This window comes from Dyadobacter sp. CECT 9275, from assembly GCF_907164905.1.
In the GTDB taxonomy this organism is placed as follows: Bacteria; Bacteroidota; Bacteroidia; order Cytophagales; family Spirosomataceae; genus Dyadobacter; species Dyadobacter helix.
The window spans coordinates 3,800,202-3,813,840 of sequence record NZ_CAJRAF010000002.1; the positions used below are offsets into that span (position 1 = coordinate 3,800,202).

Consider the following 13,639-nt stretch of genomic DNA (forward strand, 5'->3'; position numbering starts at 1 on the left):
GGTATACCATTCACGAGCTTTAACGGCAGCACAATCCGGGGTGGACAAACGCTAAACCATAGTAACCTGCCAGCCATGATCCGAATGATCCAGAGCAGCCATGCAGACCACGCCAAATCCTACTTTACCCAGGCACTCTCTAAAGCCGATTACTATATCGACGGACAAGAACTCACTGGAAAAATCCGGGGTAAACTCGCAGAACGTTTAGAAATAAACGGTGATGTAAGCCATGAAGTTTTTTCTGCCCTGTGTGATAACATCAATCCAGCCACCGGCAAACCGCTGACACCACGAAGTAGGCAGGAGCGTACCGTTGGCTATGACATCAACTTCCATTGTCCTAAATCAGTCTCGATCCTGCATGCGCTCTCTGAGGACAACCACATCCTGGATGCTTTCCAGGATTGTGTCACCCAGACCATGCAGGACATCGAGGCCGACATGAAAACACGCGTCCGAAAGGACGGTGTTTATGACGAGCGTTTGACGGGTGAAATGCTCTATGCAGACTTCATCCATCAGACGGCAAGGCCCACGGATGGCTCTCCGCCTGACCCGCACCTGCATGCGCACTGTTTTGTTTTCAATGCCACCTGGGACGGGGTGGAAGAGAAAGTGAAAGCCGCGCAGTTCCGCGACATCAAGCGTGACATGCCTTACTACCAGGCCCGCATGGAAAAAAGGTTGTCCGACAGTTTGATCGGCCTGGGTTACGGGACACGCCTGAGTGAAAAGTCCTTTGAGCTTGATGGTGTGCCACCAAGGGTGATCGATCTGTTTTCAAAACGCACCGATGAAATCGGACGGGTTGCCAAAGAAAAAGGCATCACCGATGCCAAAGAACTCGACAGCCTTGGCTCTCGCACCCGTTCAAAAAAACAGAAGGGGCTGACCATGGAAGAACTAAGAGATCACTGGCGCGGTCAGATCCGTGACCTTGGGCCGGACGAATCCGGTGAAGGGCAAAAGGCCGTCCGCTTTGCGCCCGAGCGGCAGCGTGAGGTCAGCATACCGCAGCACTGCGTAGACCATGCGATCTCGCATGGCTTCGAGCGTGCGTCGGTCATTGGTGACCGGCGGCTGCTGGCCTCAGCTTACCGGTACGGGATGGGCGACCGCTCCATCACACTGAACGGCATCGACAATGCTTTCAAAAGCGACGCCCGGCTCATCCATGTCATGGATGGCGGGCGCAACATGAACACGACCAAAGAGGTGCTTGCCGAAGAGCGCCGCATGGTCGCCCTTGCCCGCGCAGGGCGCGGCAAGATGCTGCCGCTTTACAAAAAGGCCCCAAAGGTAGCGCTCGATGGTCAGCAGGCACAGGCTGTAAGCCATGTGCTGACCACTACCGACCGCGTCTCGATCATCCGGGGTGCAGCAGGCAGCGGTAAGACCACGCTGATGAAAGAAGCGGCGGATCATATCGCGAAGGCGGGCAAGACCGTCACGGTCGTTGCCCCGACCGCCGAGGCATCGCGGGGCGTACTCAAAGAAGAAGGCTTTGAAAACGCACAGACCGTAGCGCAGCTACTGGTCGATAAGAAAATGCAGGGCCAGCTCAAAGATCAGGTACTCTGGGTAGATGAAGCCGGGCTGCTTGGCACCAGGGACATGACAGCTTTGCTGGAAATATCCCATCAGCAGAACGCCCGGTTGGTGCTGGGCGGCGACACGCGCCAACACTCTTCGGTGGTGCGCGGGGATGCCTTGCGTATTCTGAACACCGTCGGTGGCATCAAGTCCGCCGAAGTCAGCAAGATCTATCGTCAGAAAAGCGAAAGTTACCGCTCGGTTGTGCAGGATCTGTCAGCGGGTAATATCAAGCAGGCTTTCGAGAAGCTCGAGCAGAATGGGGCCATTAAAGAGGTTGACCCTATGGAGCCTGATGCCGCGTTGGTTGATGACTATGTCAGTATTCTCAAAGAGGGCAAGTCTGCGCTGGTGATCTCACCCACGCACCAGCAGGGCGGCGCGATCACAAAATCGATCCGCACCAGATTGCAACAGGAAGGACAATTGGGAAAGAAAGAAATCAAAGCTACCCGTTACACCAACCTGAATTTGACCCAGGCACAGAAAGCCGATTATCGGAACTTGCCACAGGGGCAGATGGTGCAGTTCAACCAGAACCTGCCCGGCATCCGCCGTGGCAGCATCTGGACAGTTGGGCAAAGCTCCGACCACAGTGTCTACATCCAAGACGAACAAAACCGGCAGGTGATGCTGCCTGTCGAAAACAGCGGCAGCTATGAGGTCTACAAACAAGGCGAGATCGCCCTTGCCAAGGGTGATCTTATCCGCATCACGCGCAACGGGTTTGACCAGGACAAAAAACGACTCAATAACGGGCAGATATTGCAGGTTGAATCCGTCAAAAAAAGTGGGGATATCACCCTGATGAATGCTGCCAGCCAGAATCGCTATCAGATCAGACAGGATTTTGGGCATCTGACGCATGCTTACTGCATCACCTCGCATGCCTCGCAGGGCAAAACGGTAGATGAGGTGCTGCTCTATCAGCCCTCATCGACCTTTGAAGCCACCGATGCCAAACAGCTTTATGTATCCGTCTCACGCGGGCGCGAGCGTGTCAGCATTTATACCGACGATAAGCAGAGCCTTTTAGAGCATGCCAAAAGGATCGGTGACCGCAAGTCGGCCATCGAGCTGCTCACCAACAATGACAAGGTCTGGCAGCATGGCATGCAGCGCATTAGGGAGGAAATGTACAAACGTGAGCACAGGCCGGTGAAGGAACCTGTCGATATCCAAAAACCTATGCGTGTGAAAAAAGACAAAGGCTATGAACCAGGGATTTAAACTCCGTTTTGACCAGATGCGCGAAAACGCTCCTGCGCAGGCGCAGCCTGACGCACAGGACCAGGCCACATCTGACCGCCCCGTCTATGAGGCGGCCTCGGTGCGCAATTTGCATCTGGTCTGGCTGGATGGCAGGGAATCGTTTTTAAACTATGCCTACCTGGTCCACGCAGAGTTCAGTCACGGTGATGATCTCAACGAGATCCTGCTGAACTTTTCAGGGTATGTGGTAGCGCTCAGGGGTTATCTTTTGCAGGCTTTGTTTGCCGAACTAGTCGATCATCTGCCACGGGTGATCCTGCAAGAAGATCCCCGCTACCTGGCCACTGGCCAGGTCAGTGGGCCTGTTGTCACCGAGATCATGGTGGCAAAGCCGTCGTGATTTGAAAAAATGCCGGGCAAGTTTCCCTGCCCGGCAGAAAGTTCAGCTTTCCCGTGGCTGGTATTTAAGTACCACCAGCGAGATCTTTTGCCCGAACAGGTTCAGTGAGATGTTCATACTGCCGGTTTCTTCGTTGAGCCAGGCTACGCCTGTTTTATTCCAGTTTTTCTTGTCACTATCCGCTTTGTCGGTCGTGTAGAAAATGTTGTGGGTTGGGTGTTTCTTTTCGGTTTGGTTTTTAGTAGTCATCATCAAATCTCCTTTTTGTTAGTCGATGATGGCAGCGTAAATAGCGCATAAGGATGTGACAGCTCCCCGAAGCGAAGCGGAGTCGTCAGATGATTTTTTATGCAGTAAAAAAATCAGGGATAGGCGTCCGTCACAGCCGACTGCGCTAAGCTGACAGCATGAATCGATAGACAAAAAGGTGATTTCTTGAATGGTCGCGAACAAATCCGAAAGGGTATGACCGGCTTACCTGGTTTCATGAATGATCTGTGCGGGATATGGCTTGCTTGGGAATTACGGAGTTCTGCTCGGCTTCACATGAGCAAGGTAGCTCGTAGGCCAGGGTTGTTTGTGCTGCTGGTAATACGCTTTTACCCAAATGGAACGATATTACAACCGATACGGTACTTGTCGGCAAGCTATTTGTCCAGTTTTTTATAAAAAATACTGGACATTATTCGTTGGTTGTATTATACTTGTACCCATGAAAACATCTGACTATGTAGCTTTTAGTGTTAATAAACTACCCAAAGGGTATGTTTTTACCTATGAGAGCCTTATTGACGATGTCAATAAACGGGAGGCTGTGATAAAGGCGCTCAACCGTATGGTTTCCGCAGGCAAGCTGGCAAAACTGGCAAAAGGCAAATACTACAAGCCGGAACAAACCCCTTTCGGAACCTTGTTGCCGGACGTGGCTCAAGTCGTTAAAGACCTTCTCGAAGAAGGCGGCAAGCCGATTGGCTATTTAACGGGACTAAGCATCTACAACAGGCTTGGACTTACCACGCAGGTCAGCAACATTATTCAAATTGGCAGAAATGATATTCGTTCCTCTTTTCACAGGGAACGGTATACCATTTCATTTATCAAACAAAAGAACATCATTACCAAAGACAATATACCCTTACTGCAAATGCTGGACACGATCCGGTACATCAAAAAGATACCCGATACCTCTATCGAATCGGCTCTCAAGCGGCTGATAGCCCTTTTAAAGGGCCATTCGGAAAATGAACTGTCACGGATGGTACGCCTGGCATTGAAATATCCGCCATCCACCAGGGCATTGCTCGGTGCCTTGCTGGATCAGCTTGGCATGACTACCTTATCAGGGGGGCTTTACCCAACATTGAACCCCATTACGCAATATGAGCTTATTGGGGCCGACAAGGTTCTTGATTATACGGAAAAGTGGAACATCAAATGAATTTACACGAAAACAAAACACTTTTCCGTCAGGCGGTACAAGCAACAGCGGACCGCATGCAAATTCCGGCAATATATGTTGAAAAAGACTATTGGGTAACCTACGCCCTTTATACGATCTTCCAAGATGAAATTGGCAAAGAAACGATATTCAAAGGTGGCACCGCGCTATCCAAATGCTTCAAGATGATCGAACGTTTTTCCGAGGATATCGACCTTGTCGTTATTCGAAAAGAAGGAGAAACAGATAACCGGCTTAAAACCAAGCTCAAAACAATAAGTGCCTGCATTGAACCCGTTCTGCCCGAAATCGAGCTTGAAGGGCTTACTCATAAAAGAGGTATGAACAGGAAAACGGCTCACCAGTTTCCAAAGGAGTTCACCGGAGCTTATGGCCAGATACGGGATGTCATTGTCCTGGAAACCACATGGCTTGGAAACTACGAGCCGTACGGTGAGCAGACTATTGCTTCGTTCGTGGGCGGGATGATGCTGGAGGCCAACCAGCATCAGATCGCATCACAGTATCACCTGTTACCATTCACGGTTCAGGTACTATCACCTTTGCGCACTCTATGCGAAAAAATCATGAGTCTTGTCCGGTTTTCACATACGGATACACCCATAGCCGATCTGCGTAAAAAGGTACGCCATCTTTACGACCTTCATCAACTATTGCAACTGGAAGAATATTCCGGATTTCTCCGCTCCGAAGCATTTGAGAAAATATTAATAGATGTCGGAAGAGACGACTTCAAAAGCTTTCGGAATAATAACCAGTGGCTCAAGATACACCCTGCTGATGCTATGATGTTCGGCAATCTGGAAAATACATGGAACCAGATCAAAGATGCTTACACCAGAGATTTTAAAAATCTTGTATTTGGCAAGCTGCCTGACGAAGCATCCATTCTCGATTGCCTGAAATCAATTCAGTCCCGTTTAAAGACAGTATCATGGATTGAATTTGAGCATTGAACTGTCCTTTATAGGGCCATTTTCAAAACCTGATTCCAATCCGCACCTATTTCCTGCGGAACATGTCGGATAACCCGCTTAGTAAATTTGTTCCCGATAAACTCCTCGATCCGTTCAGCAATTGAATTGCCACCAGCATCATTATCCACTGCAAGTACGATTTGTTCCAGCAGCGGCATTTTGGCTATCACACTTACCAGAAACTCAAACTGCTTGTCACGCATGCCGCCGGAGACAGCGGCGTAAGCCGTGTTTACCGGTTTGAAAAGCGTATAATGGCTTAAAGCATCGATAGGACTTTCGGCTAATACCAAAGTAGTATCTGAAGGCTCGATAGCTCCCAGCCAAAGCGCCTTTTCGCTGCCGCGCATAAAGACGCCTTTGTCGTGGTTTTTCAGTTCGAGACCGCAGATTCCCTGACCGTCCTGGTGCGGAAAAACAACATTGCCGTAATAGTCCTGAAAAATCTTCCCGCGAAAGCGCTCGTTTACGAGTACTTGTGAGGGAATTTTTCGCTCGTCGGTAAGATAAGGATGGGTGATGATCGGTTTCATTCTTTGAAACGCTTTCAAAATACGCTGCCTGTCATAGACCTGTTCTTTCACATCAGGCACATTGTAGTGTGACAAAGTCTGGCCGTGGCTTTCCCATCCGGCCAGATGTTCGGCGATTTCAGGCAGCGTTTTTCCGGTTCGTCTTTGGATAAAATCGACAATTGTGCCGTTGTCCTGATTATCTCGGACGGAAAAGTAAATCCAGGTATCTGCTTTTCTTGATATAATGATCTTATCACCATTGTTATGGCGCATAACCAGTGAGCTGCGGGTAGACTTTCTGCTATCCAGCTCATAACCCTGCGCTGCGGCATACTGGCCGAGGTTGATGGATTCTTTGAAAAAGGCAAAGTCATTTTTATGGGTCATACTGACCTCCTTAGTATTCTGTCGGAAGCAGAAGGACACTGTCTGTCAAAAACAGTCGGATTTTAGGAAGTTTGAAATCCGTATAGCTGATATGCTCTGAATAAACGGTGTCATCGTTGCCGTTTCCGCAGGTAAGCATCGCGGTCTGATCTGGGTTGACTGTAAGCTCCCAGACCTGGAAAGGTTCGATTTTAACTGCTGGCTGTTCATATTGAAGGGCGAAAATCCGGTCTATGAGCCAGTAACATTGTGCTTCGGTGGCCAGGAATTGAATACCGTCGGTATAGGTGAACTGACGAAAGAGCTGGTGTCTGTACCAGTTCACCGTTCCTGTGAAGGTTCTCAAAGTCTGTGACAGGTGGATGGCGTCTTTGTTTTCCATGATATTTCCCTTTCTTTTTGTGAAGGCCTGATTGCCTTGTGCAGACCGTCCACGGGCTGTCTGCCAGCGGCTTTGCAAGCTGTTTTTTGTCTCGCGAGGAAGCCGCAAGGCGGGGAAAAAACCGCTTGCAAAATGCGGCAAGCCCGTAGGCTGCACATGGAAGGCAATCTGGACTTCACAGATCGAAAGGAAGTAAAATCAAAGACGGCAACTTCGAACAAACTTTGGAATCATGTTGAATGAGCCAATACAAACTCAGCCGCCTTTTGTGCATGGGAAGCAGCAGAAAAGATAAGACGCTTGTCATCCTGCAAAGCTTTCAACCAATGCTGGATGTAGGCTGCATGTTGCTCTTGTGGAATAGGCTCAATGCCCAGTATTGCAGAGAGATAGCAGGAGCCGATTTCGGCGACAAGTTCTTCTTTGGCGTACCCTTGGTCACCGAAATGTTTTCTGCCGAAATCCCGGTCAAGGCGTGTGGGATGCTTTGTCCAGTGGCAAATTTCATGTCCGAGCGTGGAATAAAATCCTTCGGCACTTTCAAAGCTTTCAAACGGTGGCATCTGAATGCGGTCAGTGGTTTGGTTGTATGACGCATTGGTACCGGTGTATATGTCTGCCTTGGTATTGGCAAAGAATGTTTCGAGTTCCTGATTACGTTGAGCGAGATTCAGCTCTTTTCTTTCCGGAATATTGTAATAATGCGCTGGTAAATCCTTGATTTGTGAAACGTTGAAGACCGTATAGGTTTTTAGGAAAGGAATTTTCCGGGTTTCTGATTGACCATCCTGACTTTCTTCTTCTTTGATCATATGATCGGCATAGACAATCTGGGTTCCTTTCTCGCCTTTAATCACCGAGCCTTTCAGCTCCAGGGCCTGTTTAAAGGTCATCCAGTGGGAGAGCGTGTAGTTTTTCTCACAGGCTGCCGCCCAGAGAAGGATTGTGTTGATACCGCTGTAAGGTTGGTCGTTCCAACGAAGCGGCAGCGTGACGTTTGTGGAAAGATATCCTGAACTCCAGGGTTGACGCCAAGTCAAGTTGCCTTTTTCAAGATCGGCCAGGATTTTGTTGGTAACACGGCTGTAAATGTCAGTTTGTGGCTGGGTGTCAATTTTCAGATCGTCCTCCTGGTTTTGGTTTCTGGATGTTTTCTTTTTAGGTTTTGAGGATTTCATGTTTGCTTCTCCTTAGCTGTCAGGGTTACGGGGAGTTCTTCATCCGGCAGGCAAGCGAGCAAACAGCAAGAATTTTGCCCCGCGAGGAAGGCCCAGAGGCCGGGGAAAATTCTTGTTAGAGCAGTGAGCGGTGCCGGATAAACTCACCGTGCAGGCCCTGATTGCGGAGAAGCAAATACGTCCGTTAGCCTGGTAAAAGAGAAGGATGACGGGCACCAGTGTGATCAAGTCCCGGTATCAGGCCATTGTCCGCAAACGAATAATATCCATCTCTGGTCAGGATTAAATGATCCAGGATCGAGAGTTCAAGAAGTTTTGCGCCCTCGATAATCCGGGATGTAATGACTTTATCAGGCTCACTGGGGTGGGCTATGCCGGAAGGATGGTTATGGGCAAGGATCAGTTTGGACGCGTGGGCTTTCAACGCAGTACCAAAGATCAGCTTGGGGTCAGCAAAACAATAATTGATTCCGCCTGAACTGATGTGGGAAATGCCCAGACAATTACATCTATTATCCAGCAGCATGATCTTGAACTGCTCTACAAGCTCTATTTTGCCGGAATCCCAGCTGCTGCGGAAAAGCTTATCGGCGATCCGGGAGGCATCAACATGCACCCTTTCATGATAAGGAGTTTTGTTGCGGTAGGTGATTTCGATCTCAGATGCCTGGAATTGGGATTTGATTTCTTCTGTCATTTCAAATTCCCTTCAAAGGCAGGTTATTTCTGTGCCATTCGCTTACATTCTTGTGTGGCGCATACATCGCGTTCATCTTGATATGCCGAAGCGCTGGTTCCGCTTTCAGCAGCTCGCTTAAAAGCATGGCTGCCTGTCGTCCGGCCTTATCATTGTCCATCCAGCTATACAGGGCCTTGTAGCTGTAATTTTTGATGTAAGGGGCTGCAATTACGACGTTGCTGCTCTCGTGCAATATGATTGTGTCATGCTCCCATGTTTCGCGGTTAAGATGCGCAAGCACCGACAGGAAATCGAAGATATTTTTGAAAACGTGTATTTGTCTGGACTTCGGATTTGTTCCGCGAAAGAATGTAATACCACCTGGATGGATAAACCCATTAAAAAGTGGGTTATGAAGCTGGTAACCGTCGCTTTCGTTTTTTACACCCAGGGCTATAAACGTTCTGCCGGTAGTGCGGTTAAAGACTTTCAATTCCTTCGTAAATCGCTGTGCGGTTGAGACAGGGATACCCAGGCTTTCCAGGTACCTGATCAGCCCGATGAAGCCAATTGGAGCAGCCGATTTGATGCTCAAAACTGTTTGAGCGGTTCCGCTGATTTCTTCACCAGAATTGTTGCCTGGTTGCAGTGTGCAGAACCGCTCATTGTTCAGATTGGAAATCCATCGTGTTACATCAGCGGGCGTATTTGCTTCTGCAGTGTATTTCAGATACTGAAAGGCAAAATCCCTCAAATCTCCGCCGATTGACAGGGTATAGTCATACCATGTATTCGTCTTGAAATAGACCCAGAAACGCGGTTTTTGTTCTTTACTGATCGGGCAGCGGTATAACGCCTTTGACTTTCCCGTATAATCCGCTTTGATTTGAAGCTTGTCGAGAATTTTAGTTATGGCTATACTATCGGCATGGTCCTTGTCCATTGCACTCCTCCCAGGAAAACGATGTGATGCGGGCACAGGAGGGGGAAAGTTTCTCTAGAACTTTTCCTCTCCGCTTTTAAATATGATTTATCAGGGCATAAACTTTAAGTTCAGGTATCTATCCAAATCATCCCTGTGATAGTGAATTTCTCCGTCAATCATTTTCGGGTTCAGATCATGCCTTTTGATGGAATCCCAAACAGCCATCACACCTGCTGTGGTATCAATATAGTTTGCAGCATCCTTGCGTTTCAACAAATGCTGCCTGTCAGTGTTGTCGATTTTCATTCAAGCTCCTCAATCTATGTCGGGTTCGGCATCAAAAGAATCAACCGGAGATAACCAATCGTTCATAGAATTACTATCATAGATTGTCAATTTTACCTTAATATTCTTTGTCTGTTAAAGGTCGGAAAAAGCTTTGCTGAAATATACCATATTGAGTCCTGGATACGCCCGGATATTTTAGAAGATCATATTTAACGCGCCATTATTGTCGGCTTACATTCCCGGGTTCATGCTAACTCTATTGCTCACCATCAAGGCAAGGAGCTTGGCATGAGCGATCAGACTCGTTTTTCGTCCGTTGGATTTTTACGTCTGCCGGAAATTTTAAAACTGATTCCCGTAAGCAAAGCAACCTGGTGGAACGGTTGCAGGTCCGGACGTTTTCCAAAACCCTATAAGCTGGCACCACGCATCACGGCATGGAAAGCCTGTGATATTTTTGACTGTATCGAAAAATTCAAATCATCGAATTGATCGCCACACCCGGAATCTGCTCAGGTTTTATCCTCTTTTGACAGCTTCTTTCCAGGAATGCACCCATTTTTTTGAAAGCATCCTGCTGTTGCCGCTTTAACTGGGCACGTTGATAGGTTTCGACAATCTTGTCTTCGATTTTTTGATTGAGACACTTTTTAACGATATACGGCATGATACCCAGTTCCTGCATCACTGTAGCCGTTGTGCGGCGTAGATCATGGATGACCCAGCGGCCATTGGGTAGGACCAAAGCCTGATCGTCCTGAACCCGGCTTTTTGCGCCCGGTTTCTTTTGCCGGTCTGTTACTTGTTTGGTTAAAACCTGGCGGGTGGCAGGCCCGCGCTCTGACCGGCCTGGTACCAGCCAGTCAGTGGTTCTTGTCTTTTCAAGCGCTCTTAATTGTGCAACTGCAAAATTGGAAAGATACACGTCATGGCTATTTGTATTCTTGGCATGCTCAGAAGGGATGTGCAACTGCCGCTTCTCAAAATCAATGTGTTTCCACTTCATGCGCAGAACTTCATTTACCCTGCAGCCTGTCGCCAAAAGTAACCATATCAGATGTTGGTATTCAGACCTCATGGTGGAGCGTGGTAAAATCCCGCTGAGTGTTTTTATTTCCTGATTGTTTAAAAATCGCTTGCGGGGCTTTTCTCTTCCGCCAACCCTTTCCTTGGTCAGTCTGCGTGTAGGGTCCTGGCTGATAAGTTCTTCACTATCCGCATAACCGAAGAATTGCTTCAGGTTGGACAAAAGCCGGTTTGCCCATACTTTGGGCTTTACGCTTAAGGACGCGGTCGAGAATGGCTTTCATGTCATTCCGTGTGATCTCGCCAATTGGCTTTCTGCCGATGAGTGGAAAGACATCCTTTTCAAATGCCCGCTCTATTTCTTTTCCCTTATCCTTTCTGTTTTGCAACTCGGCTGTCTTCCATGAGTCAAACACAGCTCTTACGGTGTTTTTTTGTTTTTCCTCTCGCTGCGTAAGATCTTTTAGCCTACATGAGGGCTCCATATGCCGAACCTTTCCTGATACTTTCTGACATTGACCTTCCTTACATGAATGGCATCGATCTTAATTCACAGCTAAGCACCGACATTGAAATAAGGCGGACGGGTGTCCCCTACCTTTATCTAACGAACCGGGCAACTCACGAGCTGATCATCGACGTGTACAGCAAGCTGGCACAAGGCTACATCATTAAACCCAGTTCTCCAAAGGAGCTTATTTCGACGCTGAAAGCCATTATGGATTATTGGCAGGTATGCGCTATGCCCTCCTGAATTCCAGCGATCGGTGTAATGTGGGCCGTTCATAGTGAATCAAAGCCCATCGCTTGTTCAACTATAAATCACCAAGGCGTACGGAGGTATGGTCAGGCGGATTGCCTTCCCGTTTCTTACTTCAATATTTAATTCAGCCGGACTCAAGTCCGTGGCAAACAGACATTTCATCGAGGTATCGATTGGATGCATCGCCTCATCGACTGTAACGTATATAAAAGCGTATTTTTCCTGGTCTAAATTTATAGCGCATAGTATTTCATGGTCACCGAAAATCCGCGACCACGCGATCACCTGCTTAACGCCGGTTTGCTCATCCGGATAGCTAAATATACTTCCATTCCGTGATGTAGAGCGGAGAAAAAAGGCGCCGGATATCAAAGCAGGATACATTCGAATCGAGCTATCGAGCCGCTCCATTTGAGAAGGCTGTAACTTTTCCAGACAGCCCTCACGGACACCCAGAAAGTCGGGATTCAAATGAATGTCGAGCAGGTTTTTGCATCACTGGAATCAGGTGCGTTAATGCACTTCATGGAGATACATTATTTTGAGTAGAATAAAATATTATTCTAAATATTCGCAAAACAATTTTTATTGACAAAATTTTATTCTACATTTAATAAATATTTTAAAATAATATTATGAACAAGGGGTCTGTTAAGTTTTCTAATGACACCAAAGGTATTGGGTTTATATCTCTGGAACATGGTGGAAATGATGTTTTTGTACACACTACGGGTCTCAGCGACGACATACGCGAGAACGACAGTGTGTCTTACGAAGTTGAAGAAGGAAGAAAAGGCCTGAACGCAGTTAATGTTTCCATTAGCTAATCGGGCATATCATACAAAGCAACATAATCCTCCCGGTGTGGAGGATTTTTTGTTTTAGACTCAATATTATGAAATCTATCATCAACCGGCTCCTAAGATCGACTTGGCAGACTGTGGTACAGCTACTGACCCAGCTTCCAGTTACGCTTTTTAGTAAGGCGCTGCTTTGCTTAACGATAATTCTTTCGGCGATTCTTTACTTTTTGCTTCGGTTCGTATTGCGGTACCGGAAAGCGGTTATCCAAAAGAATCTGATAAGTTCATTTCCGGCCAAATCTGCCGGTGAGATCCATAAGCTTATGAGCGCTTATTACCGTCACATGAGTGACCTGCTGCTTGAACCTTTTTTGTTTTACTTGGCACCGGGCACGCTCAGAAAACGCCTGGCCAATTACATAAACCCCGAAGTCTTGCAGTTGCTTTACAAAGACCGCCGGTCTGTCATTGCCTTTGCATCACACTACGGAAACTGGGAGTACCTAATTAATCTCCCAGAAGTGACCGACTATCCGGTCTACACCGCGTATTCACCCATCAAAAGTAGGCCTCTGGACAGTTTGATGATCAGACTGCGTTCATTTCTGGGTGTCAGGCTGATTCCCAAAAAGGGGTTCTACCGACAGGCGTTGGTGCTGTTGCGGCAAACTGCTATCCCAAATTTGCTGGTGGTCATTGCGGATCAGCGCCCTGCGCCGGGAAACGACAAATTCCATATTTCGTTTTTGGAACAGGAAACTGCCGTTCAAACAGGCGGGGAGAGGATGGCAGTGTTATCACATGCAGCAATCGTGTATGTCGAATCACGAAAAAAATCGCAGTTCAGTTATGAGTTTACATTTCGGCTGATGGAAAATCCGGACCGGTCAACACCCCTAAGCATCACCAAGACCTACTACCATTTTCTTGAAAAGAGCATTAAGTGTACACCAACTTATTGGCTGTGGTCACACAACCGGTGGAGGATTCCGTCAGCCAATGCAATCCACGCATCTCAAATTACTTAATTATGGCCGCACATCTTGTCC

The 13,639-nt window shown here is 47.8% G+C and carries 18 protein-coding genes; 8 read left to right on the forward strand and 10 right to left on the reverse strand.

Annotation, left to right across the window (positions count from 1 at the left end):
• Positions 1-75: 75 nt before the first annotated feature.
• Both mobF and KOE27_RS23560 read left to right on the forward strand, forming a co-directional pair.
• The gene (gene mobF / locus KOE27_RS23555; protein ID WP_229252912.1) at positions 76-2,826 is read left to right on the forward strand and encodes a MobF family relaxase; all 2,751 of its coding nucleotides are present in this window, start codon (positions 76-78) and stop codon (positions 2,824-2,826) included.
• Positions 2,810-3,208, forward strand: a complete 399-nt coding sequence (locus KOE27_RS23560; RefSeq protein ID WP_215241168.1) for a hypothetical protein — start codon at positions 2,810-2,812, stop codon at positions 3,206-3,208. Before mobF ends, KOE27_RS23560 begins: the two co-directional genes overlap by 17 nt.
• 42 nt (positions 3,209-3,250) lie before the next feature.
• Here the strand turns inward: KOE27_RS23560 and KOE27_RS23565 are convergent, their stop codons facing one another.
• A complete protein-coding gene (locus KOE27_RS23565; RefSeq protein WP_215241169.1) occupies positions 3,251-3,460 on the reverse strand; it encodes a hypothetical protein in 210 nt (69 codons plus the stop codon).
• Positions 3,461-3,920: 460 nt separating this feature from the next.
• Here KOE27_RS23565 and KOE27_RS23570 point away from each other — a divergent pair, with 460 nt between their 5' ends.
• Entirely contained in the window at positions 3,921-4,646 is a 726-nt protein-coding gene (locus KOE27_RS23570) for a DUF6088 family protein (RefSeq protein ID WP_215241170.1), read from the forward strand.
• The gene (locus KOE27_RS23575) at positions 4,643-5,623 is read left to right on the forward strand and encodes a nucleotidyl transferase AbiEii/AbiGii toxin family protein (RefSeq protein ID WP_215241171.1); all 981 of its coding nucleotides are present in this window, start codon (positions 4,643-4,645) and stop codon (positions 5,621-5,623) included. Before KOE27_RS23570 ends, KOE27_RS23575 begins: the two co-directional genes overlap by 4 nt.
• Before the next feature lie 8 nt (positions 5,624-5,631).
• Here KOE27_RS23575 and KOE27_RS23580 read toward each other — a convergent pair whose 3' ends face one another.
• The 6 genes from KOE27_RS23580 to KOE27_RS23605 form a co-directional block, all read right to left on the reverse strand.
• Positions 5,632-6,546, reverse strand: coding sequence for a DUF3991 and TOPRIM domain-containing protein (locus KOE27_RS23580; RefSeq protein ID WP_215241172.1), 915 nt, complete (start codon positions 6,544-6,546; stop codon positions 5,632-5,634).
• A gap of 10 nt (positions 6,547-6,556) precedes the next feature.
• Positions 6,557-6,928, reverse strand: a complete 372-nt coding sequence (locus KOE27_RS23585) for a DUF6876 family protein (RefSeq protein WP_215241173.1) — start codon at positions 6,926-6,928, stop codon at positions 6,557-6,559.
• Positions 6,929-7,158: 230 nt separating this feature from the next.
• Entirely contained in the window at positions 7,159-8,106 is a 948-nt protein-coding gene (locus KOE27_RS23590; RefSeq protein ID WP_215241174.1) for an ArdC family protein, read from the reverse strand.
• Positions 8,107-8,290: 184 nt separating this feature from the next.
• A complete protein-coding gene (locus tag KOE27_RS23595; RefSeq protein ID WP_215241175.1) occupies positions 8,291-8,803 on the reverse strand; it encodes a JAB domain-containing protein in 513 nt (170 codons plus the stop codon).
• A gap of 1 nt (position 8,804) precedes the next feature.
• A complete protein-coding gene (locus KOE27_RS23600) occupies positions 8,805-9,728 on the reverse strand; it encodes a toprim domain-containing protein (protein WP_215241176.1) in 924 nt (307 codons plus the stop codon).
• Between the two features lie 90 nt (positions 9,729-9,818).
• The gene (locus tag KOE27_RS23605; protein ID WP_215241177.1) at positions 9,819-10,016 is read right to left on the reverse strand and encodes a hypothetical protein; all 198 of its coding nucleotides are present in this window, start codon (positions 10,014-10,016) and stop codon (positions 9,819-9,821) included.
• A 270-nt stretch (positions 10,017-10,286) separates the two neighbouring features.
• On the opposite strand from KOE27_RS23605, the gene KOE27_RS23610 reads away from it, so the two are divergent.
• Positions 10,287-10,490, forward strand: coding sequence for a helix-turn-helix transcriptional regulator (locus KOE27_RS23610; RefSeq protein WP_215241178.1), 204 nt, complete (start codon positions 10,287-10,289; stop codon positions 10,488-10,490).
• Here KOE27_RS23610 and KOE27_RS23615 read toward each other — a convergent pair.
• The gene (locus KOE27_RS23615; protein ID WP_215241179.1) at positions 10,474-11,247 is read right to left on the reverse strand and encodes a tyrosine-type recombinase/integrase; all 774 of its coding nucleotides are present in this window, start codon (positions 11,245-11,247) and stop codon (positions 10,474-10,476) included. The two genes, KOE27_RS23610 and KOE27_RS23615, sit on opposite strands and share 17 nt — an antisense overlap.
• The gene (locus KOE27_RS23620; protein ID WP_215241180.1) at positions 11,210-11,509 is read right to left on the reverse strand and encodes a phage integrase central domain-containing protein; all 300 of its coding nucleotides are present in this window, start codon (positions 11,507-11,509) and stop codon (positions 11,210-11,212) included. Before KOE27_RS23620 ends, KOE27_RS23615 begins: the two co-directional genes overlap by 38 nt.
• Here KOE27_RS23620 and KOE27_RS23625 point away from each other — a divergent pair.
• Positions 11,497-11,778 (forward strand): response regulator, encoded by a 282-nt coding sequence (locus KOE27_RS23625; RefSeq protein ID WP_215241181.1) that lies wholly within the window; start codon positions 11,497-11,499, stop codon positions 11,776-11,778. The two genes, KOE27_RS23620 and KOE27_RS23625, sit on opposite strands and share 13 nt — an antisense overlap.
• Before the next feature lie 57 nt (positions 11,779-11,835).
• On the opposite strand, the gene KOE27_RS23630 is transcribed toward KOE27_RS23625, so the two are convergent.
• Positions 11,836-12,258 (reverse strand): hypothetical protein, encoded by a 423-nt coding sequence (locus tag KOE27_RS23630; RefSeq protein ID WP_215241182.1) that lies wholly within the window; start codon positions 12,256-12,258, stop codon positions 11,836-11,838.
• 164 nt (positions 12,259-12,422) lie between these two features.
• On the opposite strand from KOE27_RS23630, the gene KOE27_RS23635 reads away from it, so the two are divergent.
• Positions 12,423-12,614 carry a cold-shock protein gene (locus KOE27_RS23635; protein ID WP_215241183.1) on the forward strand — a complete coding sequence of 64 codons (192 nt, stop codon included), beginning with the start codon at positions 12,423-12,425 and terminating at the stop codon, positions 12,612-12,614.
• A gap of 68 nt (positions 12,615-12,682) precedes the next feature.
• Positions 12,683-13,618, forward strand: a complete 936-nt coding sequence (locus KOE27_RS23640) for a lysophospholipid acyltransferase family protein (protein WP_215241184.1) — start codon at positions 12,683-12,685, stop codon at positions 13,616-13,618.
• Positions 13,619-13,639: the final 21 nt, after the last annotated feature.